We start from the raw sequence: 25,080 nt of genomic DNA, 5'->3' as shown, positions 1-25,080 counted from the left end.
AGCGGCGGGGTAGTTCCTCTGCCTCCCGGAACCCGTCAGGATCGAATAGCGGAGCCGGGGAACATCTCGGGGGTTCCTCGCAACTCCAGCTGACGAACGGCCGCTTGGTCGAGAGCGACAAGGGCCCATCGGCGCTCAGCGCCGGCGGTGCTCTCGATGAGCAGGCCGAACGTCGATGCGATGCGGCGCTCCACCAGGAGCGCCGCATCGGTCATCTCCGAGGTCGTCCGCACGCGTGCGGGCAGGTCGTAGGCGACCGCGGCCGGCGTCGGGACCGCGCCGAGGGCGGAGATCATCACGGTCAGCTGGTCACGGGACCTCCGGTGGTCGGAGTAGGCGGTGGACAGGGTCGCGTAGAGCGCCGGCTGACGGGACTGCGAGGCCTGTGCGCCGAGGAAGGCGTAGACGGCGAGCGCGGCGTGCTCGGCGGCGAGCGCGTCCTGCAGGGCGTCGAGCCCGACCTTGGCCCGGGCGACCACCGGTAGCCGAAGTGCCGCGAGCTGGTGGTGGCCCCCCAGCACCCGTGCCTTCAGGGTCTGCTGCGCGATCCCGGCGGACATCGTCCCGAGCAGGCGAGCGAAGCTGCCGCTCTCGGCCTGGAGCGCCAACCGGTCCAGCTCTTCGCGCAGGCCGAGTTCGCCCGATCCGGCGTTCAGCAGCGCCTGGGCGGCTTCGCCAGGCGGCTGGACCTGGGCGCCCGCGGTCGAGGTGTCCACCCGCTTGGGGACGGCGGCGATGAGGGCGTCGAGGTGTGCCTGGTGCAGAGTCCGCAGTCCGCTGAGCCGGGAGGCGAGGGAGGGGAACGCGGTCACGGTGTCGCCGAGCAGGTTCACCTGGGTGCGGATCAGCACGACCGCCTTCACCGCGACGGCGACGTCGGGGGACAGGTCGCGCACCGCCTTCGCGGCGGGCGTCTTGTCCGAGCTGTACGGATTGTTCAGGGTGCAGCCCGAGAGCAGGGCCGCTCCGGCGCCGAGGCCGACGAGCAGCACCGAGCGGCGGTCCGGTCCGTGCTCGCTCGGGCTGGTGCTCATGGTCGGGCATCGTAGCCAGGGGTCGGCGGGGCTCTGTCGCGGCGTGGGCGTCAGGACTTCCTGGAGGCGTCCACTAGGCTTGGCGCACCACAACAACACAGCAGGAGGTCGCGTCGTGAGCACGCCGGACATCACCGACCGCCTTGCAGGTGTGCTGGCCGCGCCGGTCGAGTCGCTGGGACTCGACCTGGAGGCCGTGGAGCTCTCCAAGGCCGGGAAGCGGTCCGTGCTGCGCATCGCCGTCGACAAGGACGGCGGTGTGGACATGGACGACATCGCCGAGGCGACCAAGGCCGTCTCGGAGGTGCTGGACACCTCCGACCTGATGGGGAACGGGGCGTTCACCCTCGAGGTGACCTCGCCCGGTGTCGACCGGCCGCTCACCCTGCCGCGACACTGGCGGCGCAACGAGACCCGGTTGGTGAAGGTCGATCTCACCGACGGCGGCGCGCTCACCGGCCGGATCGTCTCCGCCGCCGACGACGCCGCGGTCCTCGACGTCGAGGGCGAGCAGCGCACGCTCGGCTACACCGAGGTGGCCAAGGCCAAGATCCAGATCGAATTCAAGCGGGAAGGCTGAGACGTGGACATCGACATGAGCATCCTGCGCATGCTCGAGCGGGAGAAGGAGATCTCCTTCGACGTGCTCGTCGAGGCGATCGAGCAGGCCCTGCTGACGGCGTACCACAAGACGCCCGGGGCGCTGGAGCACGCCCGGGTCCAGCTGGACCGCAAGAGCGGCCACGTGGTCGTGCTCGCGCGGGAGAGCAGCGAGGAGGGCGAGCCCGAGGGGGAGGAGTTCGACGACACCCCCGCCGACTTCGGCCGGATCGCCGCCACCACCGCGAAGCAGATCATGCTGCAGCGGCTGCGCGACGCCGAGGACGAGATCAAGTACGGCGAGTTCTCCGGCAAGGAGGGCGACATCGTCTCCGGGCTCATCCAGCAGGGCCGCGACCCCAACGACGTGATGGTCGACCTGGGCAAGCTCGAGGCGCTGCTGCCCCAGGGCGAGCAGGTGCCCGGTGAGGACTACTCGCACGGCAACCGGATCAAGGCCCTGGTGGTCAGTGTCCGCAAGGGCATGCGCGGGCCGCAGGTGATGCTGTCGCGCACGCACCCGAACCTGGTCAAGAAGCTGTTCGCCCTCGAGGTCCCCGAGATCGCCGACGGAACCGTCGAGATCGTCGCCATCGCCCGCGAGGCCGGTCACCGGACCAAGATCGCGGTGCGCTCCGACGTGTCGGGGGTCAACCCGAAGGGTTCGTGCATCGGTCCGATGGGCCAGCGCGTGCGCAACGTGATGAACGAGCTGCACGGCGAGAAGATCGACATCGTCGACTGGTCCGACGACCCGGCGGACATGGTGGCCAACGCGCTCAGCCCCGCGCGGGTGACCAGCGTGACCGTCGTGGACGAGGCGGCGCGCTCCGCACGCGTCGTGGTCCCGGACTTCCAGCTGTCCCTGGCGATCGGCAAGGAGGGTCAGAACGCCCGCCTGGCGGCCCGCCTGACCGGCTGGCGGATCGACATCCGCTCCGACGAGGCCCTCGAGGAGCCGCCCGGGTCCTGACAGGGCCCGTATGTCGGTTCGGACTTCCGGACCGCAGCGGCTAGACTCACCTGCTGGTGACCCCCCACGACCCCCGACGCCCGACCGGACCTGTCCGGACGTGCATCGGATGCCGCGAGAAGGCCGCCAAGCGTGAGTTGCTCCGAGTCGTCGCAGGTGACGGGACCGTGGTCCCCGACCCGGGCGGATCGGCGCCGGGCCGCGGTGCACACCTGCATCCGAGCCTCGCGTGCTTCGAACTCGCCGAACGAAGGCGCGCCTTCACCCGAGCCCTGCGGTACGACGCGGGAGCGGGCGGTGCGCTGGACCTCAGCGGCCTGGAGCAGTACCTCACCACCCAAGTCCGATAGCCGAGATGAAACTGGAGCATCAGCTCATGAGCCTGCGATGAGAACTTCGCGATGAGCGTGCACATCAACTAGCGGTCCGCAGACCCCGGTTTCAGCCGGGCTCGGACCAGGAGGAACAAGAGTGTCCAAGGTCCGAGTCCACGAACTCGCAAAGGAATACGGCGTCACCAGCAAGGATGTGCTGGGGATGCTCAGCGAGCTCGGAGAGTTCGTCAAGGCCGCCTCGTCGACGGTGGAGCCCCCCGTCGTCAAGCGGTTCCAGGACAAGTACGGCGCTGAGCTGACCGCCAAGGCGGAGGCCGCGGCGGCCAAGAAGGCTGCCAAGAAGGCGCCGGCGAAGAAGGCTGCCGCGAAGACGGCCGAGCCCGCCGAGGCGGCGGCCGCCGAGGCGCCCGCCGCCGAGGAGGCTGCTGCTGCCGCGAAGGCCGCGCCGCGCCCCGGCCCGCGCAAGGCCGCCGAGTCCGAGCCGGAGCCCGAGGTGGAGGCCCCCGCGGCCGCTGTCGAGGCCCCGGTCGAGGCTCCGCCGGCCGACGAGCCGCCCGCTGCCGAGGCCCCGTCGCGCCCGGCCGCACCCCGTCCGGGTGCTCCGCGCCCGGGCAACAACCCGTTCTCCTCGACCCAGGGCATGGGCTCGCGCCCGGCTGCCCCGGCCGCGCGTGAGGGCGGTGCGGCTCCGGCCGGCCGTCCGGGCATGCCGCGCCCGAACCCGGCGATGATGCCCAAGTCCCCGGCTGCCTTCGGTGGTGGCCCCGGCGGCGCGCGTCCGCGTCCCGGCGGTCCCGGTGGTGCTCCGGGCCGTGGTGGCCCCGGTGGTGCTCCCGGCCGTGGTGGCCCGGGCGCCCGTCCCGGCGCCGGTGCCGGTGCTCCCGGCCGCGGTGGCTTCGGCGGTGGTCCCGGTGGCGCGCCCGGTGGTGGTGGTCCCGGTGGCGGCGGTCGTCCCGGCGGCGGTGGCCGTCCGGGTCAGCGCGGCAGCACCCAGGGTGCCTTCGGTCGCCCTGGCGGCCCGTCGCGTCGCGGTCGCAAGTCGAAGCGGGCGCGTCGCCAGGAATTCGAGCAGATGGAAGCCCCGACCATTGGCGGCATCCGCGTCCGGAAGGGCAGCGGCGAGACCGTTCGCCTGGCCCGCGGCTCCTCGCTGACGGACTTCGCCGAGAAGGTGGGCGTCGACCCGGCTTCGCTGGTGCAGATGCTGTTCTCGCTCGGCGAGATGGTCACCGCGACCGAGTCGGTCAACGACGAGACGCTCGAGCTGCTCGCCGAGGAGCTCAACTACGTCCTCGAGATCGTCTCCCCGGAGGACGAGGACCGCGAGCTGCTGGAGTCGTTCGACCTCGAGTTCGGTGCTGACGAGGGCGGCGAGGAGGACCTCGTGGTCCGCCCGCCGGTCGTGACCGTCATGGGTCACGTCGACCACGGTAAGACGAAGCTCCTGGACGCCCTGCGCGACGCCAACGTCGTCGACAAGGAGGCCGGTGGCATCACCCAGCACATCGGTGCGTACCAGGTGCACGCCGAGGTCGACGGCCAGGACCGTCGGATCACCTTCATCGACACCCCGGGCCACGAGGCGTTCACCGCCATGCGTGCCCGTGGTGCCCAGGCGACCGACATCGCGATCCTCGTGGTCGCGGCCGACGACGGCGTGATGCCGCAGACGGTCGAGGCGCTCAACCACGCCAAGGCCGCCGGGGTCCCGATCGTGGTCGCGGTCAACAAGATCGACAAGCCGGAGTCCGACCCGACCAAGGTCCGAGGCCAGCTGACCGAGTACGGCCTGGTCCCCGAGGAGTACGGCGGCGAGGCCATGTTCGTCGACGTCTCGGCCAAGGCGAACCTCAACCTGGACAAGCTGCTCGAGGCCGTCGTGCTGACGGCGGACGCGTCCCTGGACCTGCGGGCCAACCCGCACCAGGACGCCCAGGGTCTGGTCGTCGAGGCGCACCTCGACCGCGGTCGCGGTCCGGTCGCCACGATCCTCGTCCAGCGCGGAACGCTGCGCGTGGGTGACTCGATCGTCGCCGGTCCGGCCTACGGCCGCGTCCGTGCGATGCTCGACGAGCACGGCGAGAACATCGAGTACGCCGACCCGTCGCGTCCGGCGATGGTCCTGGGTCTGTCCGGCGTGCCGGGCGCGGGCCAGAACTTCATCGTGGTCGAGGACGACCGGATGGCTCGTCAGATCGCCGAGAAGCGCGAGGCGCGCGAGCGTGCCGCGATGCAGGCCAAGCGCCGGGTCCGCCGTTCGCTGGAAGACTTCATGGCGTCCATGGAGAAGGGCGAGAGCCAGGAGCTCAACCTCATCCTCAAGGGCGACGTGTCGGGTTCCGTCGAGGCGCTCGAGGACGCGCTGGCCAAGATCGACGTCGGCGACGAGGTCAACCTGCGGGTCATCGACCGCGGTGTCGGTGCGATCACCGAGACCAACGTCGACCTGGCGGCCGCCTCCGACGCGATCATCATCGGCTTCAACGTCCGCCCGCAGGGCAAGGCGACCGAGATGGCCGACAAGGAGGGCGTGGAGATCCGGTACTACTCGGTGATCTACCAGGCCATCGAGGAGATCGAGGCAGCGCTCAAGGGCATGCTCAAGCCGGAGTACGAGGAGTCCGTCCTCGGCCAGGCCGAGATCCGCGCGATCTTCCGTTCCTCCAAGATCGGCAACATCGCCGGCTGCATGGTCACCAGCGGCCTGATCCGTCGCAACGCCAAGGTGCGTCTGATCCGCGACGGCGCCGTCATCGTCGAGACCGCCGATCTGGCGTCGCTCAAGCGCGAGAAGGACGACGCCGCCGAGGTCCGCGAGGGCTTCGAGTGCGGTCTGGTCATCAAGGGCTTCAACGACATCAAGGAAGGCGATGTCGTCGAGGCCTACGAAATGAAGGAGATCCCGCGCAGCTGACGTGGAGCGCTGTCGGTTTCCCATGTTCACGTGGGAAACCGACACCTCCCCGCTGAAACTTCGACGGGTATCCGAAGGTTTCGGCGGGTCAGTCGGGATCGTTAGCAAGAAGGCAAGGTCATGAGCTCACCCAGGGTTCGCAAGGTCGCCGACCGGATCAAGGTCGTCACCGCCGAGATGATCGAGCGCAGGCTCAAGGACCCGCGCCTCGGGTTCGTCACGGTGACCGACGTCCGGGTCTCCGGCGACACCCAGCAGGCGTCGATCTTCTACACCGTGATGGCCATCGACGGCAGCGCAGAGGCCGACCTGACCGGAACCGCCGCCGCGCTGGAGTCCGCCAAGGGCATGATCCGCTCCGAGATCGGCAAGCAGCTCGGGATGCGGCACGTGCCGACCATCGAGTTCATCCACGACGCGCTGCCGGAGTCGGCGCGCGCCATCGACGACCTGCTCGAGGTCGCCCGCCAGCATGACGAGGCGGTCGCCGCGGTCCGCACCGGCGCGACGTACGCCGGTGAGGCCGACCCGTACAAGAAGCACCACGACGAGATCGAGACCGACGAGGACGACGAGCCCTTCGAGACGCCTCGTTCCTCGGCTCCTCAGGAACCGTGAGTCCTGTCTCCGGTCTGGTCGTCGTCGACAAGCCGGCCGGGATCACCTCGCACGATGTGGTCGCCCGGGTCCGCCGGCTCGCCGGGACCCGCAAGGTCGGGCACGCCGGCACGCTGGACCCGATGGCCACCGGAGTGCTGGTGGTCGGTGTCAACCGGGCCACCCGCTTGCTCGGCCACCTGCTGCTGACCGAGAAGTCGTACGACGCCACGGTCCGGCTCGGGGTCTCCACGACCACGGACGATGCCGAGGGTGAGGTCATCGCCTCGACGCCTGCGTCCTTCCACCAACCCGGCCTGGTCGCGGCGGAGTTCGAGGAGCTCGTCGGCGAGATCCTGCAGGTGCCGACCGCGGTCAGCGCGATCAAGGTCGACGGCAAGCGCGCCTACCAGCGGGTGCGGGACGGCGAGCAGGTCGAGCTCAAGGCCCGACCCGTGACGATCCACTCCCTCGAGGTCCGCGAGCAGCGGGTGGTGGGCGAGTTCCTCGACGTCGACATCTCGGTGCGCTGCTCCAGCGGGACCTACATCCGGGCCATCGCCCGTGACGTCGGAGCGGCGCTGGGGGTCGGAGGACACCTCACCGCGCTGTGCCGGACCGCGGTCGGCCCGTTCGGCCTCGACCTGGCCAGCTCGCTGGACCAGCTCGCCGACGAGTTCGCGCTGGTGCCGATCGACGACGCAGCCCGGGCGAGCTTCCCGGCGTACGAGCTCGACGAGATCCAGACGGCGATGGTCCGCGTCGGCAAGAAGCTCCCGATCGACCTGCCGTCCGACGGTCCGGTCGCAGTGTTCTCACCGGCGGGCGAGTTCCTGGCCCTGTACGAGCGGGGCGGCGACCTCGCCCGGCCCGTGGCAGTGTTCGTGTGATGGACCGGATCTTCCACCTCGCCCTCGCCACCGACTGGGCAGCGGCCCAGGAAGCAGGGGACTACCGGATCTCCACGCTCGGGCGGACGCTCGAGCAGGAGGGGTTCCTGCACGCCTCCCGCGAGGACCAGTGGCGGGCCACCAAGCAGCGCTTCTACGCCGACGTGCCCGAGCCGCTGGTGCTGCTCGAGATCGACCCGGCGCTGCTCACCTCCGAGCTCCGGATCGACGAGGTGCCGGAGGCCGGCGACTCGTTCCCGCACATCTACGGTCCGCTCAACCTCGACGCCGTGGTCGCGGTCCACGAGCAGTAGACGCATCGATAGTCTTTGGTCGTGCGTGTGTGGCATTCCCTCGACCAGGTGCCGGCCGACCTCGGCCGAACCGTCGTCGTCATCGGCAACTTCGACGGCGTCCACCTCGGCCACCAGCACGTCATCGCCCGGGCCCGTGAGATCGCGGACGCCGAGGGCATCCGGTTGGTCGCGGTCACCTTCGACCCGCACCCGATGGCCGTCCTGCGCCCGGACCACGCGCCGCTGACCCTGACCGACGTCAACACCCGCTGCGTGCTGCTGCACGACGCGGGGGCGGACGACATCCTGGTGATCCCGTTCTCCCGGGACATCGCGGCGTGGACCCCCGGGGAGTTCATCGACCGGGTGCTCGTCACCGCGCTCAACGCCCGCGCGGTGGTCGTCGGTGCGAACTTCCGGTTCGGCAACAAGGCAGCGGGCGACGTCAGCACCCTGACCTCGGCCGGCGCCGAGCACGACTTCACCGTCGAGGGGATCGCCCTGGACGGCGGCCCGCAGGTGTGGTCCTCGACGTACGTGCGGACCTGCCTGCTGGCCGGCGACGTGGAGGGCGCAGCCGAGGCCCTGGGACGCCCGTACGCCGTCACCGGGCACGTCGTGAAGGGCGACCAGCGCGGCCGTGAGCTCGGGTTCCCGACGGCGAACGTGCCGACCCACGGCATCGCGGCTCCGGCCGACGGCGTCTACGCCGGGTGGCTGCGCAACCTCGACGAGCCCGGGACCGACCCACTGCCGGCCGCGATCTCGGTGGGGACGAACCCGACCTTCGACGGTGAGCGCGAGCGCCGCGTCGAGGCCTACGTGCTGGACCGCACCGACCTCGCGCTCTACGGCGTCGCGGTCGAGATCTCCTTCGTCGCCCGGATCCGCGGGATGGTCGCGTTCGAGGGCATCGAGGCTCTCGTCGAGACGATGAAGGGCGACGTCGAGCGGACCCGTCAGATCCTGGGCGTATGACCGCGCTCGCCAAGGCGGGCCGCGCAGGGGTGGCGGCGCTCAGCTTCCTCACCGTGCTGCCCGTCGGGCGCCTCGTCGCGCTGGACGGCGAGGACGTGGCCCGGGGCTCGGTGCTGTTCCCGGTCGTCGGTGCGCTGATCGGCGCCCTGACCGGAGGGATCGCCTGGGGGATCGGGGACGACCTGCCGCCGATGCTCGCCGCGGCCCTCGCCGTGGCCGCCGGCGCGATGGTGACCGGAGCGCTGCACCTCGACGGCCTGGCCGACTGCGCCGACGGCTTCGGGGCGCGGACGCCCGAGGACCGGCTCCGGGTCATGCGCGACCACACCAACGGCACCTACGGCGGCACCGCGCTGCTGCTCGACCTGATCATCAGGGTGAGCGCCCTCGCCGCGCTGGCCGGCACCCGGGACGCACTCCTGTTCTCGGTCGCGGCCGGGGCGCTCAGCAGGACGGTCGGGCCGCTGCTCGCGATCGCGCTGCCCTACGCCCAGGCGAAGCCAGGAGCCGGCGAGGCGCTCAACTCGTTCCCGAGCCAGCCCCGCGCGGCTGCGGTGCTGGTGATCTCCGGCCTGGTCACGTTCTTCTGCGTGGACGACAGCACCGCCTACCCGCTGTGCCTGGTGGCCACCGCGGTGGTGATCGCACTGGTCGGCTGGACCGCGAAGAAGCGCCTCGGCCGCGTCACCGGGGACGTGATGGGCGCCTGCTCCGAGCTCGTCGAGCTCGCGGTGCTGACCGTCCTGGTCGCGACGCTCTAGGCCCGCAGCCAGGCGAGCACGGCGCGCACCCGACGGTTGTCGTCGATGTCGACCGGCAGGTCGAGCTTGGTGAAGATCGCGTTGGTGTGCTTGGCCACGGCCTTCTCGGTGACGAACAGCCCCGCCGCGATCGCCGCGTTCGAGCGCCCTTCGGCCATCAGGGCCAGCACCTCCCGCTCGCGCTCGGTGAGACGGTCCAGCGGGTCGTCGGGGCGGCGCGCCATGATCGCGGCGATCACCTCCGGGTCGATCACCGTCCCTCCGGCCAGCACGCGGCGGACACCGTCGACGAACTCGGTCACGTCCGAGACGCGGTCCTTGAGCAGGTAGCCGATGGCACCGTCGCCACTGGCGAGCAGCTCGCGGGCGTAGAGCTGCTCGACGTACTGGGAGAGCACCATGACGGGGAAGCCCGGTCGGTCTTCGCGGACCTTCACCGCGGCCCGGATGCCCTCGTCGGTGAAGCTCGGGTGCAGCCGTACGTCGAGAACGGCGCCGTCGACGTCGGGATCGGCGAGCGCGCGGTCCAGCTCCGGGGCGTTGTCGACGACCCCGGCGACGGTGAATCCGCCCGCGGTCAGGATCCGCGTCAGTCCGTCGGCGAGGAGGGCGTGGTCCTCTGCGAGGACAAGGCGCACGGGACCTCCAGGGTGATCAGTGTCGGCCCCCCGTCGGGACTCGACACGGTCATCGTGCCGTCAAATGCCGCCAGCCGTCGCATCACCCCCCGCATGCCGGTCCCCGAATCCGGGTTCGCGCCGCCGCGACCGTCGTCGCCGACGACGGTGACGAGCACCCCGTCGGCGTACCGGAGGGTGACCCAGGCGTTCGCGGCGCCGGCGTGCTTGCCGATGTTCGCCAGGCACTCGGCCACCGCGAAGTAGACCGCGGACTCCACCGGGGCGGGCGGTCGACCGGGCAGCTCGGAGGTCACGGTGACCGGCAGCGCCATGTCCAGCGCGAGCGCCTGGACCGCCCCGCTGATGCCGCGGTCGGCCAGCACCGGCGGGTGGATGCCACGCACCACCGAGCGCAGGTCGCCGAGCGCGGCGCTGGCCGTGGCCCGGGCCTCCGCGACCAGCCTGGCCGCCTGTTCGGGATCCTCGGCGTACATGCTCTCGGCCAGGCCGAGGTTCATGCCCACCGAGACCAGCCGGGCCTGGGCGCCGTCGTGCAGGTCGCGCTCGATCCGGCGCAGCTCGGCGGCCGAGTGGTCGATCGAGGAGGCGCGCGTCTCGGTCAGCACCTGGACCCGCTGCTCGAGCCGCTCGGTGGTGCCGTAGGAGAGCAGCCCACGGTCGAGCCGGGCCCGGTAGCGCATGATCGGCTCGGCGCCGTACCACCACAGCGCGCCGGTCGCGATCGCGAGGAACAGCAGCACCGTCAGCAGGGACATCACGAACCCGAGCGTGACCGCGAACAACATCCAAGCCAGGTCGCGCCAGGTCATCGGGTCCCGGGCCCAGATCAGCACCCGGCCGACCAGGTGGGTGCCCTTCGGGACCGGCCGGTACTCCGCCGGGACGGGCGCGCCGAGGATCCTCGAGGCGATCAGCCGGTGCCGTCCGGCGAACCAGCGTCCCGCAGGCAGCGCCAGGAACAGGATGCCCAGGCCGACCCAGGCGACGGCCACGACGCCGCCGACCACGATCAGGATGAAGAACAGCAGCGTCGGGACCGCCATCAGCACGTGCAGCGCCGCGAAGCCGGTCAGCTTGAAGCGTCCGGGTTGCTTGGGGGGAGCCGGGACGTCGGGGTGCTCCAGCACCAACGTCTCCTCGGGCTCGTCCATGGCTCCATTCTGGCCGAACCCGCGCTCGGCGACAGGGGACCTAGGTCTACCTCGGGTGTGGTGCTGGGGCCCCCGACACGCGGCTCGCGCCGCCCGAGGCTGGAGACATCCCTCCAACGGTGCGAGAACAGAGAAGGAGAACCCGATGTCCCTCCACCAGTCCCTGAGCCGGGTGCCGCTGCGTGCGGCACGCTGGTCGGCCACCCACCCCTGGCGCGCGATCGGCGCCTGGATGGCCTTCGTCATCCTCGCGGTCGGCCTCGCCGTCGCGATCCCCACCAAGTCCACCACCGATGCCGACTACGGCGTCGGCGACTCCGGCAAGGCTGCGGCCCTGGTCCGTGGCGCCGGGATGGAAGCGCTGCCGACCGAGGACGTGCTGGTGCGCGCCCGGGCCGGTGCCGCCCTCGACGCCACGGCGGCGAAGGCAGCTGCTGAGGACGTCGCCACCAAGATGCGCGCACTGCCGCGAGTCCACGAGGCCTCGGTCCAGCTCTCACCGAAGGGTTCGGCGTACCTGGTCGACATCCAGCTGGCCCGCGGCACCGACAACGTCGACGCGCTGCAGAAGGTCACCGATGCGGCGCAGAAGGCGCACCCGGACCTGCGGATCTCCCAGGCCGGTGACGTCAGCCTCGACAACGGCGTCAACGACCGGGTCGGCGAGGACCTGTCCTCCGCGGAGGGGATCAGCCTGCCGATCACCCTGCTGCTGATGCTGCTGGCCTTCGGTGCCCTCATCGCGGCCGGCATCCCGGTGCTGATCGCGGCGAGCAGCGTGGCCGCGACGATCGGCATCACCGCGCCGCTCTCGCACCTCGTGCACGCCGAGCCGACGGTGAGCAGCATGATCGTGCTGATCGGCATGGCGGTCGGTGTCGACTACTCGCTGTTCTACCTCAAGCGCGAGCGCGAGGAGCGGGCGCGCGGTCGGTCCACGGTCGACGCCGTGGAGATCGCTGCCCAGACCTCCGGTCACTCGATCGTGCTCAGCGGCCTCGCGGTCGTCGCCGCGATGACCGGCCTGTACGTCGTGGGCGGTGCGACCTTCAACTCGCTGGCCACCGGCTCGATCCTGGTGGTGGCGATCGCGGTGCTCGGCTCGATCACCGTGCTTCCGGCCCTGCTGGCGCGTCTCGGTCGCTGGGTCGACCGGCCGCGGCTCCCGCTGCTGTGGCGGCTCAACCGCCGGATCGGCCAGGGCGGGATCAGCAAGCGACTGCTCGGTCCGGTCGTCCGGCACCCGAAGGCCGCCCTGGGCATCGGTGCCGCCGTCGTGGTGGCGCTCTCGCTGCCGACGCTCGGCATGAAGGTCCACGAGGGCAACCTGAAGACCCTGCCGGCGGACATCCCTCAGGTGCAGACGTTCCGGGCGATGAGCGCGGCGTTCCCCTCGCAGAACGAGGGTGCCGACGTCGTGGTCAAGGCTCCGGCTGGTCAGCAGCAGCAGGTGCGCAGCGAGCTCGAGCAGCTCGCGGCCGCGGCCACCCGGACCCGCGACTTCGTGCCCGAGGACGGTCAGCTCGTTCAGGTGAGCCGGGACGGGACCGTCTCGGTGCTGCACCTGCGCACGGCGTACGCCGACTCCGACCCGCGGCTGGACGGTGCCGTCCAGCACCTGCGCGAGGACCTGGTGCCGGCCAACGTGCACGGCAGCACGGCGTACGTCGGGGGCTCGGCGGCCGAGAGCCTGGACAGCGCCGACCACCTGCGCGAGTACCTGCCGATCGTCGTCGGGTTCGTGCTGCTGCTGACGCTGCTCACGATGGGGGCCTCGTTCCGCAGCCCGATCGTGGCGGGCCTGTCCGCGCTGCTCAACCTGGGCTCGGTCGGGGTCGCCTTCGGGCTGATGACCCTGGTCTTCCAGCACGGCTGGTTCGCGGGCGCGCTCGACTTCACCTCGCCCGGCTTCGTCATCGACTGGTTGCCGATGTTCGTGCTGGTGGTGCTGATCGGGCTGTCGATGGACTACCAGGTCTTCGTGCTCAGCCGGATCCGCGAGCACGTCCGCAGCGGACTCCCGTCCCGGCTCGCCGTGGCCCGGGGCATCCAGGACACCGCCGGTGTGGTGACCAGTGCCGCGGCGGTGATGGTCTCGGTGTTCGCGATCTTCGCGACGCTGAGCATGCTGGAGATGAAGATGATGGGCGTCGGTCTCTCGGCCGCCATCCTCGTGGACGCGACGCTGGTCCGACTGGTCCTGCTGCCCGCCGCGCTGATCCTGATCGGCGACCGGGCGTGGGGTCGGAAGGACACCGCTCCCGCAGGGGAGCGCGTCACCGAGACCGAGCCGGCCTATCAGCTGGTGTGAGTCCCGCGAGGTGCCCGGGTCAGACCGGCTCGGGCACCTTCGCGGACACGAGCGCCTCGACGGTCACCGGTACGCCGCTCAGCGCGGCGTTGCCGCTGACGTCGAGGCGTTCGGGGTCGGTGAGGTCGTTGATGGAGACGCCGGGCACCGTGCTGGCGTGGCCCAACCGGGTCCCGTCGACCTGGTGCCCGTACCCGTGCGGCAGCGAGACCACGCCGGGCATCATGTCGTCGGCGGCGGTCACCTCGACCTCGACCTCGCCGACCCGGGAAGTCACCCGGACCACTGCGCCGTCGGTGATGCCGCGCGCAGCCAGGTCGCCCGGGTTCATCAGCAGGTGGTGGCGCGGCTTGCCCTTGGTCAGCCGCTCGGAGTTGTGCATCCAGGAGTTGCAGTCCTGCTTGTGCCGACGGCCGATCAGCACCAGCTCGCCCTCGGCCGGGGCCGGCAGCGCGGTGCGCAGCCGGTCGAGGTCGGCGACCAGGGGAGCCGGGGCCAGGTCGATCCGCTTGTTCTTGGTCTGCAAGCGCCCCGGCAGCGTCGGGCGCAGCGGACCGAGGTCGACGCCCTGGGGGTTCTTCCGCAGCGCACCCATCGTCGTCTTGCGGCCGACGGCGAGCAGCAGCGAGACGATCATCGCTGGGCTCATCGACAGCCGGGCCCGTTCAGCCAGGCGTTGCGCCAGCGGCTTCTTGCGGCGCAGCCGCGCGTTGGTGCGCAGGGTGATCTCCCGGAAGATCTCCCAGTCGTGCATCGCGCCCTCGGGCTTCGGGAAGACGCCCGGGGTGAACCGCGCGGTGTTCCTGGTGTTGAACAACAGCAGCGCGAGGTCGTAGTGGTCGCGCTCGAGGTGGCTGGTCGGCGGCAGGATCACGTTCGCGTGCCGGGTGGTCTCGTTGAGGTAGATGTCCACGCTGGCCATGAAGTCGAGCGTCTCGAACGCCTTGCTCAGCCGACGACCGTCCGGGGTCGAGAGCACCGGGTTGCCGGCGATGGTGAGCACGGCCTTGATCTGGCCCTCGCCGGGCGTCTCGATCTCCTCGCTGAAGACCGCGACCGGAAGCTCGCCGCCGAACTCGGGTGCACCGCGGACCCGGCTGCGCCAGGCGTCGTAGTGGCCCTTGCCGAGCAGCCCGTTGGTGAGGACGTCGATCGCCGGCTCGGAGAACAGTGCGCCGCCCTCGCGGTCGAGGTTGCCGGTGAGCATGTTCAGCAGGTTGATCGCCCACTGGCACAGCGAGCCGAAGCCCTGCGTGGACAGACCCATGCGCCCGTAGGCGGCGGCGCTCTCGGCGCCGGCGAACTCGCGGGTGATCCGGCGGATGTCCTCGGCGTCGACACCGCTGACCGAGGCGGCGTACTCCGGGGTGAAGTCGGCGATCGCCGCCCGCAGCACCTCGATGTTGTCCAGGTAGGCCGCAGGGGAGGTGAGGTTCTCCTCGAAAAGCGTGTGCACCATCGCCAGCAGCACGGCGGCATCGCTCGCCGGTCGCACGAACTGGTGCTCGGTGGCGACCTTCGCGGTCTCGGTGCGGCGCGGGTCGAAGACCGTCATCTTCCCGCCACGGGCCTTGAGCTCGCGGACCCGGTTCGGGAAGTCCGGCACCGTCCACAGCGACCCGTTGGACGCCATCGGGTTGGCGCCGAAGACCAGCAGGTACTGGGTCCGGTCGATGTCCGGGACCGGCAGCAGCAGCTGGTGGCCGAACTGCAGCATCCCGACGTACATGTGCGGGATCTGGTCCACCGAGGAGGCGGAGAACTTGTTGCGCGTCTTGAAGCTCTTGATCAGCTCGAAGCCGTGCGTCATCGCGCCCAGGGCGTGCGCGTTCGGGTTGCCGATGTAGATGCCGAGGACGTTCGGGTCGTTCTCGTTGATCGCCTCGGCCAGGTTGTCGGCGACGGTGTCCAGCGCCTCGTCCCAGGAGATCTCCTCCCAGGTGGCCTCCGCGCCCTCGCCGACCCGCTTGACCGGGTGCCGCAGCCGGTCCGGGTCGTTGTAGACGTCCGCCAGCGCCACGCCCTTGGGGCAGATGTGCCCGCGGGAGAGCGGGTCGGCCTCGTTGCCGCGGATGCCGGTGATCTCGCCCTTCTCCAGGGTGATCTCCAGACCGCAGATGGCCTCGCAGAGGTTGCAGACCCCGATCCGGGTGCCGGTGAAACCGGGCTCCACCGGGTTGCCGGCGCCGACGATCGGGAGGAGGCGCACAGCACGGTTCAGCTCTTGGGTGACGTCCATGCCTGCATCCTCACATCGGGAGTGGTGCGAAGCCAGGTTTCAGGCCCCTGAACTGCGGAAACACTCGATTTCGACTCTGCAAGAACCGCTGATAGCCTTGGGCGTTGCCGTCTATCGGCCGCGGACCCCAGTGCCCGGAGGGACATGCCCCGGCGCGCCGCGCTGCGAACAAAAGGAAGGGAGCTCACGTTGTCCATCGGTACCGACGCTGAGACCAAGAAGAAGATCATCGCCGAGTACGCCACCGTTGAGGGCGACACCGGCTCCCCGGAGGTCCAGATCGCGCTGCTCTCGCACCGCATCTCGCACCTGACCGAGCACCTGAAGTCGCACAAGCACGACCACCACAGCCGTCGTGGTCTGCTGCTCCTCGTCGGTCAGCGCCGCCGTCTTCTCAACTACCTCGAGAAGACCGAGATCGAGCGCTACCGCTCGATCGTGCAGCGCCTCGGCCTGCGTCGATGATTTCCCGGCACCCCGGAGGGCACTAGCCTCCGGGGTGTCGTCTTACAACTGAACAAAACAACCCAACAGGAGCGGCCCGCGAATGCCGGCCTTTGGTAGTGGCCCCCCGTTCCGACGGTGGGCTTCGATCGAAGACCGGCCCCCAGCAGGGCAGGCGCCCGCCAGGGCTCGCGGATCGCTCCGCGAAGAGAAAGGGAACCCCTTTGAACGAGGGACCCGTCGTTTCCGCCGTCGAGACCGTTCTGGACAACGGCAAGTTCGGCACCCGCACCGTCAAGTTCGAGACCGGGCTGCTGGCCCGCCAGGCCGCCGGCTCCGTGTCGGCGTACCTCGACGACGACACGATGCTGCTCTCGGCCACCACGGTCGGCAAGCAGCCGAAGGACCAGTTCGACTTCTTCCCGCTGACCATCGACGTCGAGGAGCGGATGTACGCCGCGGGCCGCATCCCCGGCTCGTTCTTCCGCTCCGAGGGTCGTCCGGGTGAGGACGCGATCCTCGCCTGCCGGCTGATCGACCGCCCGCTGCGCCCGACCTTCAAGAAGGGTCTGCGCAACGAGGTCCAGGTCGTCATCACCGTGATGGCGCTCAACCCCGACGCCCAGTACGACGTGCTGGCGATCAACGCCGCGTCCGCCTCGACCCAGCTCTCCGGCCTGCCGTTCTCCGGCCCGGTCGGTGCCACCCGGGTCGCCCTGATCGAGGGCCAGTGGGTCGCGTTCCCGTCGCACAGCCAGGTCGAGAAGGCCGTCTTCGACATGGTCGTCGCCGGTCGGGTCACCGACACCGGTGACGTCGCGATCATGATGGTCGAGGCCGAGGCCACCGAGCAGACCATCGAGCTCATCCAGGGCGGCGCCACCGCGCCGACCGAGGAGGTCGTGGCCAGCGGTCTGGAGGCCGCGAAGCCGTTCATCAAGCAGCTGTGCGAGGCCCAGGCCGAGCTGGCGAAGCAGGCCGCGAAGCCGGTCGAGGAGTTCCCGATCTTCCTCGACTACCAGGACGACGTCTACGAGGCGGTCAAGGCCGCTGCCGAGACCGAGACCGCTGCCGCGCTGACCATCGCCGGCAAGCACGAGCGCGAGGACAAGCTCGACGACATCAAGGCCGGCGTGCTGGAGAAGCTCGGCGCGCAGTTCGAGGGTCGCGAGAAGGAGATCGGCGCGGCGTTCCGCTCGCTGAACAAGTCCCTGGTCCGCCAGCGGGTGCTCCGCGACAAGGTCCGCATCGACGGCCGTGGCCTGACCGACATCCGGTCGCTGACCGCTGAGGTCGAGGTCCTGCCGCGGGTGCACGGCTCGGCGCTGTTCGAGCGCGGCGAGACCCAGATCCTGGGTGTCACCACGCTGGACATGCTCAAGCTGGAGCAGCAGCTCGACGGTCTCTCCCCGGAGAAGTACCGCCGGTACATGCACAAGTACATCTTCCCGCCGTTCTCCACCGGTGAGACCGGCCGCGTCGGTTCGCCGAAGCGTCGCGAGATCGGTCACGGCGCGCTGGCTCGCCGCGCGCTGCTGCCGGTGCTGCCGACCCGCGAGGAGTTCCCGTACGCGATCCGTCAGCTCTCCGAGGCGATGGGCTCCAACGGCTCCACCTCGATGGGCTCGGTCTGCGCCTCGACCCTGTCGCTGCTGCAGGCCGGTGTCCCGCTGAAGGCTCCGGTCGCCGGTATCGCCATGGGCCTGATCTCCGACACCGTCGACGGCAAGACCGAGTACGTCGCGCTGACCGACATCCTCGGTGCCGAGGACGCGTTCGGTGACATGGACTTCAAGGTCGCTGGTACCAAGGACTTCGTGACGGCCCTGCAGCTCGACACCAAGCTCGACGGCATCCCGGCCGACGTGCTGGCCGGTGCGCTGACCCAGGCCCGTGACGCCCGCCTGACCATCCTCGAGGTGATGGCCGAGGCCATCGACGGCCCCGAGGAGATGTCGGTGCACGCCCCGCGGATCATCACCATCAAGATCCCGGTGGACAAGATCGGCGAGGTGATCGGGCCGAAGGGCAAGGTCATCAACCAGATCCAGGACGACACGGGCGCGAACATCTCGATCGAGGACGACGGCACCATCTACATCGGTGCCACCAACGGTGAGGCCGCCGAGGCCGCCCGGTCCGCGATCAACCAGATCGCCAACCCGACGATGCCCGAGGTCGGGGAGCGCTACCTCGGCACCGTGGTCAAGACGACCAACTTCGGTGCGTTCGTCTCGCTGATGCCCGGCAAGGACGGCCTGCTGCACATCAGCAAGCTGCGCGACCTCGCCGGCGGCAAGCGCGTCGACAACGTCGAGGACGTCGTCTCGGTGGGTCAGAAGCTCCAGGTCCAGATCGCCGAGATCGACGACCGCGGCAAGCTGTCCCTGATCCCGGTCGTGGAAGACGCCGCCGCCGAGGGCGCGGCTGACGACGCGGCCGAGGAGTCCGTCGACGCGTGACGCTCGCAGCTGAGCAGAAGCCCGGCACGACCCGCACCCTCATCGAAGGCGTCCACAGGACCGTCCTTCCGGGAGGGCTGCGGGTCGTGACCGAGCACGTCCCCGGTGTCCGCTCCGCGGCCATCGGGGTCTTCGTCGGTGTCGGGTCCCGTGATGAGACCCCGGCGCTGAACGGTGCGTCGCACTTCCTCGAGCACCTGCTGTTCAAGGGCACCCCGACGCGCTCGGCGATGGACATCTCCGCCGCCCTGGACTCGGTCGGTGGCGAGTTCAACGCCTACACCGCCCGCGAGTACACCTGCTACCACGCCCGGGTGCTCGACGAGGACCTGCCGATGGCGGTCGACGTCCTCGGCGACATGCTCACCTCCTCGCTGATCACCAGCGAGGACGTCGAGGCCGAGCGCGAGGTGATTCTCGACGAGATCGCCATGCACGACGACGACCCGGACGACGTGGTGCACAACCTGTTCGCGGCCAAGGCCTGGAGCGGGACCTCGCTGGCACGCCCGATCGCCGGCACGAACGAGTCGATCCGCGCCCTGAACCGCTCGCAGATCAACCGGTACTACCGGACCCGCTACACCGCGCCGGCCATGACGGTGGCGGTCGCCGGGAACGTCGTGCACCGCGACGTGGTCCGCCTGGTGCGCAAGGCGTTCTCGCGCAACCACTTCCTCGCCGACCTCGACGCCCGCCCGCTGCCGCCGCGTCTCTCGTCCACCCCGAAGCCGACCAAGCCGGGCCACACGCAGACCACTCGGCCGTTCGAGCAGGTCAACCTGGTCCTCGGGATGCGCGGCATGACCCGGTCGGACGACCGCCGCTACACGCTCGGCGTGCTGAACGCCGCCTTCGGCGGGGGATCGTCCTCGCGGCTGTTCCAGGAGGTGCGTGAGCGCCGCGGCCTGGCCTACTCGGTGTACTCCTTCGCGACCAGCTACTCCGACGCCGGCATGGTCGGCGTCGCCGTGGGCTCGCTGCCGAGCAAGTCGACCGAGGTGCTCGACGTGGTGCGCTCCGAGCTGACCCGGATGGTCGAGTCCGGCCTGACCCAGGAGGAGCTCGACCGCGGTCGCGGCCAGATGCGCGGCGGCCTGGTGCTGTCCCTGGAGGACACCGGATCCCGGATGACCCGCCTCGGTGAGGTGGAGCTCTTCCAGGAGCGGCTGCTCTCGCTGGACGAGGTGCTCAACCGTCTGGACAAGGTGAACCTCGCCGACGTGCACGAGCTCGCCCGCGACCTGTTCCAGCGCCCCGAGACTCTGGCCGTCGTCGGTCCGTAGTCCTAGTTCAGCATCGCCCAGAGCACGCCGGCCCAGGCGATCGCCCAGAGCACGCTGGTGAACGAGCCGATGATGAAGCGCTCGGCCGCGCCCGGCTGCTTGAGCTCGGGGTAGCGGCCCAGACCCTTCATGGCCAGCACGATGGCCAGCCCGTGCGGCCACCCGACGGCCAGCGTCACGAAGATCGCGGCGCGCTCCATGGCGCCGATCCAGGCGCCACCGCGCAGCACGTTGCCGGCCTGCTCGATCGGCCCGCCGTGGTCGACGCGGTGCAGCACGGCGGCGGTGACCGGTCCACCGCCGAAAGCAGCGAGGAGTGCGATCAGCAGGGTGAGGGTCCCGCGCAGGGCGTCGCCGTCGGCGACGTACCCGGGGTCGTAGAGCAGCCAGGCGCCCAGGCCGAGCAGGCTGAGCACGCCGACCACGGAGCCGACCAGGTGCGCGCGCGTCTTGTCCGAGAGGAACCAGCCGGGCAGGGTGCCGGCCAGCGCCACGAACAGCACCGCGATGGTCATCGGCGTTCCTCTCCTGTCAGTACCTGGTCGATCAGCTCGGTCAGAAGCTCGGCCGCCCGATCCGCCTCGACGAGTCCGGCGGCCTGCGCCCGCTGGGAGACCGCTGACTGCGAGATCCCGAGCCGGTGAGCCGCCTCCGCGTGCGAGATGCCTCCTGCCAGCAGGTCGGCCACCTCCCAGCCACGGACGCTGCGTCGGGTGAGGACGCCGGCCCACAGCCACGCGATGGTCTCGATCTGATCCGCACGATACTGGCCGTCGCCGACAACGCCGGAGCCCGTCACCGCCAGCCGGCTGGGGTGTTGCTTGGCCCGGGTCACCGCCTGGCGGGCGAGCACGAACGCCTCACCACGGCCGGCCCGGGTCGAGGGCGGCAGCGGCTCCTCGACGTCACCGAGGCCGAGCCCGACGTTCCACTCGCCGCGGCGCAGCAGCAGCTCGATGCGACGCACGACGGCAGCGCCGTCGGCCAGCACGCCCTGAACCTCGTCGCCGGCGGTGCGTTCGAAAGCCCGGGCAGGCGTTCCCAGGTCGGGGGAGTTCAGAGCCTCGAGCACCTCGGGCACCAGGTCCGGTCCCGAGCGGCTGCCCCGCTGGTCGACCGTGAGGATGGCGATCGGCATCGTTAAGCCTCCGTCCTTCTTTCTCAAAGCATAAGCCATAAGCCTTATGAAATGAAGATGAAGGCCAGAACCTGTTCCGCTAGGCTGAGCCGGTGAACGCGATGAGGGTCGGGGTGCTCGGTGCCCAGGGCAAGGTAGGACGCGAGGTCTGCGCTGGTGTGCAGGCGGCCGAGGACATGGAGCTGGTCGCCGGTCTCGACCTCGGCGACGACCTGAAGGCCCTGGTGGACGCAGGGGCCGAGGCGATCGTGGACTTCACCCACCCGGACGCGGTGATGGCGAACCTCGCGTTCTGCATCGAGAACGGCATCAACGCCGTGGTCGGAACCACCGGGTTCGACGACGCCCGCCTGGAGACCCTCCGCGGGCAGCTGGGCGAGAGCCCGCGCAGCGGTGTGCTCATCGCCCCCAACTTCTCGATCGGCGCGATCCTGATGATGCGGTTCTCCGCCCAGGCCGCGAAGTACTACGAGTCCGTCGAGATCATCGAGCTGCACCACCCGACCAAGGCCGACGCCCCGTCGGGCACCGCCGCGCGCACCGCCCGGCTGATCGCCCAGGCGCGCCGCGACGCCGGGCTGGGCGCGCCGCCCGACGCCACCTCGACCGGGATCGAGGGCGCCCGCGGTGCCGACGTCGACGGCATCCGCGTGCACGGACTGCGCATCCGTGGCCTGGTCGCGCACCAGGAGGTCGTCCTCGGCGGCCCGGGGGAGACGCTCACCATCCGTCACGACTCGCTCGACCGGGCCTCGTTCGTCCCGGGCGTGCTGCTCGGACTGCGCAGCATCGGTGCGGCGCCCGGGCTCACCGTCGGCCTGGAAGCGTTCCTCGACCTCGACTGACGCGGAGATTGCAGGTTCCTGCAGCACAGCTTTTGACAGGTTCCCGCAGTCGTCGTGACGGCGTGATGCTGTCCTCGCGAGGAGCACTCGGGCACCTCCACGAACGTGCATCTCGGAGGAACCATGCGCATCCCACCGCTCCTCGCTGCCACGACGGCGGCCGCCACCGTCGCTGTGGTGGCTCTGGCCACCCAACCGGCCCACGCCCAGTCACCGACCGGGCAGACCCACGCCCAGCGGGCCATCTCAGCCCTGCGGTCCCACGGCGCCGCGGCTCACGTCGACTCCCACCAGGGCTTCCGCGCGACGGCCACGATCGTCGACGCCGACGGCACCTCCCACGTCCGGCTCCAGCGCACCTACCGCGGGCTCGACGTCGTCGGCGGTGACCTCGTGGTGCACCAGTCCAAGTCCGGGACCTGGCGCGGGGTCAGCCAGACCCTCGGCAAGAACCTCACGCTCGGCACCACCGCAACGGTGAGCCAGGCATCGGCGGACTCCGCAGCGACCTCGTCGAAGGCCAACCGCCGGATCGCCGGGGCGAAGGCGGAATCCTCGAAGCTGGTCGTCGACGCCACCACGACCACGCCGCGCCTGGCCTGGGCGGTGACCACGGGTGGCACCCAGTCCGACGGCACGCCGAGCCGCCTGGTGAGCTACGTCGACGCACGCTCGGGTGCACTGATCCGCAGCGAGCAGCAGATCGAGACCGCGGACGGCTCCGGCCAGTCCCTGTACGCCGGCACCGTCCCGCTGCAGCTGACCCAGTCCGGTACGACGTACCAGCTCAAGGACGGTACCCGCGGCAACACCTACACGACCGACATGAAGAACAAGTCCGACTCGATCCTGTGCACCGGTCTCGGGATCGGTTGCTCGGCGGGCACGTTGTTCACCAGCCCGGACAACCTGTTCGGCAACGGCACGACCAGCTCGCGCGAGTCGGCGGCGGTGGACGCCCAGTACGGCACCAACATGACCTGGGACTTCTACAAGACCACGTTCAACCGCAACGGCATCTTCGGCAACGGCACCGGCTCCTACAACCGCGTCCACTACGGCAGCAACTACGTGAACGCCTTCTGGGACGGCACCAAGATGACCTACGGCGACGGCGACGGGACGAACTACGGTCCGCTCACCTCGCTCGACGTGGCCGGACACGAGATGTCGCACGGCGTCACCGAGAACTCCGCGAACCTCACGTACTCCGGTGAGTCCGGCGGCCTGAACGAGTCCACGTCGGACATCTTCGGCACCATGGTCGAGTTCTTCGCCAACAACCCCGCCGACCCGGGCGACTACCTGATCGGCGAGCAGTTCGACAAGACGCACAAGGGCCTGCGCCGGATGGACAACCCGGCCTCGGACGGCAAGTCCGCGAACTGCTGGTCGAGCTCGGTCGGCAACCTCGACGTGCACTACTCCTCGGGCGTGGGCAACCACTTCTTCTACCTGCTCGCCGAGGGCTCGGGTCCGAAGACCATCGGCGGCGTCGCCCACAACAGCCCGACCTGCAACGGTTCGACGGTGGTCGGCATCGGCCGCGCCGATGCCGAGCAGATCTGGTACCGCGCGCTGACCGTCTACATGACCTCGAGCACCAACTACGCCGGTGCACGGACCGCGTCGCTGAACGCGGCCAAGGACCTGTACGGCGCGAGCAGCGCCCAGTACGCCGGCGTCGCGGCCGCCTGGAGCGCGGTCTCGGTGAACTAAGGAGCCGTCCCGGTCCGTACCTCGGCACCTCCCTGCTCGAGGTCCGGACCGGGATCGAAAGCGCGAGGAGCTCTTGCCCTGGGGGTGGGAGCTCCTCGTCTGTTCTGGGCTCCGGATGCGGCGTGGCCGGGACGCCACCGGTAATGATCGCGGCAGATGATGGCATCCGCGCACTCATAGCGGCAGATCCGTGCACACGTCAGCGGACCGTGAGGATCGCAAAGACCAAGCCAGCGATCACGGCCAGCACGATCCACTCCGGGTGCTCGCCCCAAGCGCGATCGAAGCCCGAGACATACCTCCCCTTGCTGCGGCGGCGGGTGAACCTGGTCGCGAGGGCCGACATCAGCAAGAAGCCGGGCAGGTAAATCAAGATGATGAACGCCCAGAACTTCACGTGAGCAGTATGAGTGCCGCCAGCGACGATGCTGATCTCGGCAGATCCGGACACCCCGCAGGTCAGCCAGCCAGCCGGATCAGCGCCGCCGTCAGGGCCGAGGCCACGACCACGACGAGGAACGGCGCCCGCAGCAACAGGGCGACGACCGCGGCGCCGAGCCCGGCCAGCCGTGCGTCGACGGTGAGGCTGCGACCGTCCCCGCTGAAGACCTGGACGGCGATGAGCGCTGCCAGCAAGGCAACGGGCAGCAGGTCGGCGATCCGCTGGACCAGGGGTCGTTCCAGGACGCTCGCCGGCACCGACAGGCCGGCCACCTTGAGCGCGTAGCAGCCGACCGCGCAGGCGAGGACACCGAGCCAGATCATGAGTCCGCCCCCGTGCCATCGCGGCCGCGAAGGCCGAGGCCGAGGGCGACGACCCCGGCGGCGAGCACCGGGATGCCCGCCGGGGTGAGCGGCACGAGCACCGTCGCCAGGACCGCGGCGAGGATTGCGGTCAGCCGGGCGGTCGGGGTGTTCAGTCGGGGCCAGAGCAGGGCCAGGAAGGCGCCGCCGACGGCCGAGTCGAGGCCGTAGTCCCGGGGATCTCCGAGTGCGTCGCCGGCCAGGGCTCCGATCAGGGTGGAGAGGTTCCAGAGGCTGAAGACGCCGAGCCCGGTGGTCAAGAAGCCGACCCGGGCGGCGGCGGTCGAGTCGCGGGTGACACTCATCGCCGTGGACTCGTCGATGACCAGGTGCGCCGCCGCCGTCCGTCGCGCGCCGTGCCAGTCGAGGAGCGGGGCGAGCCGGAGCCCGTAGAGGGTGTTACGGACGCCGAGGAGCAGCCCGGAGGCGGCGCCGAGCAGGGGAGCGCCACCGGCCGCGATCACGCCGACGAACGCGAACTGGGACGCCCCGGTGAAGACCAGCAGCGAGAGCGCACAGGTCTGGAGCACGTCGAGCCCGCTGCTGACGCCGATCGCGCCGAAGGAGATGCCGTAGGCGCCGGTCGCGACCGAGACCGCGATCGAGTCGGAGACGATCCGGCGTCGCTCGGCCGGGTCCAGCGGTGGGTCGGGCGTCGGCAC

At 70.3% G+C, this 25,080-nt stretch carries 24 protein-coding genes; 15 read left to right on the top strand and 9 right to left on the bottom strand.

Features of this window, described 5'->3' with window-relative positions:
* Positions 1 to 35: 35 nt before the first annotated feature.
* Complete coding sequence (locus tag EFL95_RS12715) at positions 36 to 1,034, bottom strand: DUF4439 domain-containing protein (protein WP_183407143.1); 999 nt, start codon at positions 1,032 to 1,034, stop codon at positions 36 to 38.
* Between the two features lie 115 nt (positions 1,035 to 1,149).
* On the opposite strand from EFL95_RS12715, the gene rimP reads away from it, so the two are divergent.
* The 9 genes from rimP (at position 1,150) to cobS (ending at position 9,378) form a co-directional block, all read left to right on the top strand.
* A complete protein-coding gene (gene rimP, locus EFL95_RS19250) occupies positions 1,150 to 1,614 on the top strand; it encodes a ribosome maturation factor RimP (protein ID WP_246004930.1) in 465 nt (154 codons plus the stop codon).
* Between the two features lie 3 nt (positions 1,615 to 1,617).
* Complete coding sequence (nusA, locus tag EFL95_RS12710) at positions 1,618 to 2,607, top strand: transcription termination factor NusA (protein WP_123234307.1); 990 nt, start codon at positions 1,618 to 1,620, stop codon at positions 2,605 to 2,607.
* Positions 2,608 to 2,663: 56 nt separating this feature from the next.
* Positions 2,664 to 2,957 carry a YlxR family protein gene (locus EFL95_RS12705; RefSeq protein ID WP_123234306.1) on the top strand — a complete coding sequence of 98 codons (294 nt, stop codon included), beginning with the start codon at positions 2,664 to 2,666 and terminating at the stop codon, positions 2,955 to 2,957.
* A 121-nt stretch (positions 2,958 to 3,078) separates the two neighbouring features.
* Positions 3,079 to 5,856: a translation initiation factor IF-2 gene (gene infB / locus EFL95_RS12700; protein WP_123234305.1), complete on the top strand. Its 2,778-nt coding sequence runs from the start codon at positions 3,079 to 3,081 to the stop codon at positions 5,854 to 5,856.
* 120 nt (positions 5,857 to 5,976) lie between these two features.
* Positions 5,977 to 6,474, top strand: coding sequence for a 30S ribosome-binding factor RbfA (gene rbfA, locus EFL95_RS12695; protein ID WP_123234304.1), 498 nt, complete (start codon positions 5,977 to 5,979; stop codon positions 6,472 to 6,474).
* Positions 6,471 to 7,343 carry a tRNA pseudouridine(55) synthase TruB gene (gene truB, locus EFL95_RS12690; RefSeq protein ID WP_123234303.1) on the top strand — a complete coding sequence of 291 codons (873 nt, stop codon included), beginning with the start codon at positions 6,471 to 6,473 and terminating at the stop codon, positions 7,341 to 7,343. Before rbfA ends, truB begins: the two co-directional genes overlap by 4 nt.
* A complete protein-coding gene (locus EFL95_RS12685) occupies positions 7,343 to 7,657 on the top strand; it encodes a DUF952 domain-containing protein (protein WP_123234302.1) in 315 nt (104 codons plus the stop codon). The genes truB and EFL95_RS12685 overlap by 1 nt, the downstream gene beginning before the upstream one ends.
* A gap of 21 nt (positions 7,658 to 7,678) precedes the next feature.
* A complete protein-coding gene (locus EFL95_RS12680; protein WP_123234960.1) occupies positions 7,679 to 8,617 on the top strand; it encodes a bifunctional riboflavin kinase/FAD synthetase in 939 nt (312 codons plus the stop codon).
* On the top strand, positions 8,614 to 9,378 hold the full coding sequence (gene cobS, locus EFL95_RS12675; protein ID WP_123234301.1) for an adenosylcobinamide-GDP ribazoletransferase: 765 nt from the start codon (positions 8,614 to 8,616) through the stop codon (positions 9,376 to 9,378). Before EFL95_RS12680 ends, cobS begins: the two co-directional genes overlap by 4 nt.
* Here the strand turns inward: cobS and EFL95_RS12670 are convergent.
* Complete coding sequence (locus EFL95_RS12670) at positions 9,375 to 10,016, bottom strand: LuxR C-terminal-related transcriptional regulator (protein ID WP_123234300.1); 642 nt, start codon at positions 10,014 to 10,016, stop codon at positions 9,375 to 9,377. The two genes, cobS and EFL95_RS12670, sit on opposite strands and share 4 nt — an antisense overlap.
* Positions 9,968 to 11,170: a sensor histidine kinase gene (locus EFL95_RS12665; RefSeq protein ID WP_123234959.1), complete on the bottom strand. Its 1,203-nt coding sequence runs from the start codon at positions 11,168 to 11,170 to the stop codon at positions 9,968 to 9,970. Before EFL95_RS12665 ends, EFL95_RS12670 begins: the two co-directional genes overlap by 49 nt.
* A gap of 145 nt (positions 11,171 to 11,315) precedes the next feature.
* Between EFL95_RS12665 and EFL95_RS12660 the strand changes: the two genes are divergently transcribed.
* On the top strand, positions 11,316 to 13,481 hold the full coding sequence (locus EFL95_RS12660; protein WP_183407142.1) for an MMPL family transporter: 2,166 nt from the start codon (positions 11,316 to 11,318) through the stop codon (positions 13,479 to 13,481).
* 19 nt (positions 13,482 to 13,500) lie between these two features.
* Here the strand turns inward: EFL95_RS12660 and EFL95_RS12655 are convergent, their stop codons facing one another.
* Positions 13,501 to 15,720: a molybdopterin-dependent oxidoreductase gene (locus EFL95_RS12655; protein WP_123234298.1), complete on the bottom strand. Its 2,220-nt coding sequence runs from the start codon at positions 15,718 to 15,720 to the stop codon at positions 13,501 to 13,503.
* Positions 15,721 to 15,909: 189 nt separating this feature from the next.
* On the opposite strand from EFL95_RS12655, the gene rpsO reads away from it, so the two are divergent.
* The 3 genes from rpsO to EFL95_RS12640 all read left to right on the top strand — a co-directional run bounded on the left by rpsO (position 15,910) and on the right by EFL95_RS12640 (position 19,912).
* Positions 15,910 to 16,185 (top strand): 30S ribosomal protein S15, encoded by a 276-nt coding sequence (gene rpsO / locus EFL95_RS12650; RefSeq protein WP_123234297.1) that lies wholly within the window; start codon positions 15,910 to 15,912, stop codon positions 16,183 to 16,185.
* A 203-nt stretch (positions 16,186 to 16,388) separates the two neighbouring features.
* Positions 16,389 to 18,626 (top strand): polyribonucleotide nucleotidyltransferase, encoded by a 2,238-nt coding sequence (locus tag EFL95_RS12645; protein ID WP_123234296.1) that lies wholly within the window; start codon positions 16,389 to 16,391, stop codon positions 18,624 to 18,626.
* Entirely contained in the window at positions 18,623 to 19,912 is a 1,290-nt protein-coding gene (locus EFL95_RS12640; RefSeq protein ID WP_123234295.1) for a M16 family metallopeptidase, read from the top strand. The genes EFL95_RS12645 and EFL95_RS12640 overlap by 4 nt, the downstream gene beginning before the upstream one ends.
* Before the next feature lie 2 nt (positions 19,913 to 19,914).
* Here the strand turns inward: EFL95_RS12640 and EFL95_RS19550 are convergent, their stop codons facing one another.
* Positions 19,915 to 20,427 (bottom strand): hypothetical protein, encoded by a 513-nt coding sequence (locus EFL95_RS19550; RefSeq protein ID WP_183407141.1) that lies wholly within the window; start codon positions 20,425 to 20,427, stop codon positions 19,915 to 19,917.
* Positions 20,424 to 21,050, bottom strand: a complete 627-nt coding sequence (locus EFL95_RS12630; RefSeq protein ID WP_123234294.1) for a transposase — start codon at positions 21,048 to 21,050, stop codon at positions 20,424 to 20,426. Before EFL95_RS12630 ends, EFL95_RS19550 begins: the two co-directional genes overlap by 4 nt.
* A 101-nt stretch (positions 21,051 to 21,151) precedes the next feature.
* On the opposite strand from EFL95_RS12630, the gene dapB reads away from it, so the two are divergent.
* On the top strand, positions 21,152 to 21,895 hold the full coding sequence (gene dapB / locus EFL95_RS12625; protein ID WP_123234958.1) for a 4-hydroxy-tetrahydrodipicolinate reductase: 744 nt from the start codon (positions 21,152 to 21,154) through the stop codon (positions 21,893 to 21,895).
* A gap of 123 nt (positions 21,896 to 22,018) precedes the next feature.
* Positions 22,019 to 23,614 (top strand): M4 family metallopeptidase, encoded by a 1,596-nt coding sequence (locus EFL95_RS12620; RefSeq protein WP_123234293.1) that lies wholly within the window; start codon positions 22,019 to 22,021, stop codon positions 23,612 to 23,614.
* A gap of 199 nt (positions 23,615 to 23,813) precedes the next feature.
* Here the strand turns inward: EFL95_RS12620 and EFL95_RS12615 are convergent, their stop codons facing one another.
* The 3 genes from EFL95_RS12615 to EFL95_RS12605 form a co-directional block, all read right to left on the bottom strand.
* The gene (locus EFL95_RS12615; RefSeq protein ID WP_148045043.1) at positions 23,814 to 24,011 is read right to left on the bottom strand and encodes a hypothetical protein; all 198 of its coding nucleotides are present in this window, start codon (positions 24,009 to 24,011) and stop codon (positions 23,814 to 23,816) included.
* Between the two features lie 62 nt (positions 24,012 to 24,073).
* Complete coding sequence (locus tag EFL95_RS12610; RefSeq protein WP_123234291.1) at positions 24,074 to 24,379, bottom strand: AzlD domain-containing protein; 306 nt, start codon at positions 24,377 to 24,379, stop codon at positions 24,074 to 24,076.
* A complete protein-coding gene (locus tag EFL95_RS12605) occupies positions 24,376 to 25,080 on the bottom strand; it encodes an AzlC family ABC transporter permease (protein WP_123234290.1) in 705 nt (234 codons plus the stop codon). The genes EFL95_RS12610 and EFL95_RS12605 overlap by 4 nt, the downstream gene beginning before the upstream one ends.

Origin of the sequence: Nocardioides marmorisolisilvae (assembly GCF_003725775.1) — a bacterium.
GTDB lineage: Bacteria > Actinomycetota > Actinomycetes > Propionibacteriales > Nocardioidaceae > Marmoricola > Marmoricola marmorisolisilvae.
Note: the sequence above shows the minus strand (reverse complement) of the source record. Positions and strands in the feature narration are given on the sequence as shown.

Coding starts and splice junctions, on each gene's coding strand:
- dapB (WP_123234958.1), top strand. CDS start 21,152: ATGAGGGTCGGGGTGCTCGGTGCCCAGGGCAAGGTAGGACGCGAGGTC.
- EFL95_RS12685 (WP_123234302.1), top strand. CDS start 7,343: ATGGACCGGATCTTCCACCTCGCCCTCGCCACCGACTGGGCAGCGGCC.
- EFL95_RS19550 (WP_183407141.1), bottom strand. CDS start 20,427: ATGACCATCGCGGTGCTGTTCGTGGCGCTGGCCGGCACCCTGCCCGGC.
- EFL95_RS12620 (WP_123234293.1), top strand. CDS start 22,019: ATGCGCATCCCACCGCTCCTCGCTGCCACGACGGCGGCCGCCACCGTC.
- EFL95_RS12610 (WP_123234291.1), bottom strand. CDS start 24,379: ATGATCTGGCTCGGTGTCCTCGCCTGCGCGGTCGGCTGCTACGCGCTC.
- EFL95_RS12660 (WP_183407142.1), top strand. CDS start 11,316: ATGTCCCTCCACCAGTCCCTGAGCCGGGTGCCGCTGCGTGCGGCACGC.
- EFL95_RS12630 (WP_123234294.1), bottom strand. CDS start 21,050: ATGCCGATCGCCATCCTCACGGTCGACCAGCGGGGCAGCCGCTCGGGA.
- EFL95_RS12715 (WP_183407143.1), bottom strand. CDS start 1,034: ATGAGCACCAGCCCGAGCGAGCACGGACCGGACCGCCGCTCGGTGCTG.
- rbfA (WP_123234304.1), top strand. CDS start 5,977: ATGAGCTCACCCAGGGTTCGCAAGGTCGCCGACCGGATCAAGGTCGTC.
- cobS (WP_123234301.1), top strand. CDS start 8,614: ATGACCGCGCTCGCCAAGGCGGGCCGCGCAGGGGTGGCGGCGCTCAGC.
- EFL95_RS12655 (WP_123234298.1), bottom strand. CDS start 15,720: ATGGACGTCACCCAAGAGCTGAACCGTGCTGTGCGCCTCCTCCCGATC.
- EFL95_RS12665 (WP_123234959.1), bottom strand. CDS start 11,170: ATGGACGAGCCCGAGGAGACGTTGGTGCTGGAGCACCCCGACGTCCCG.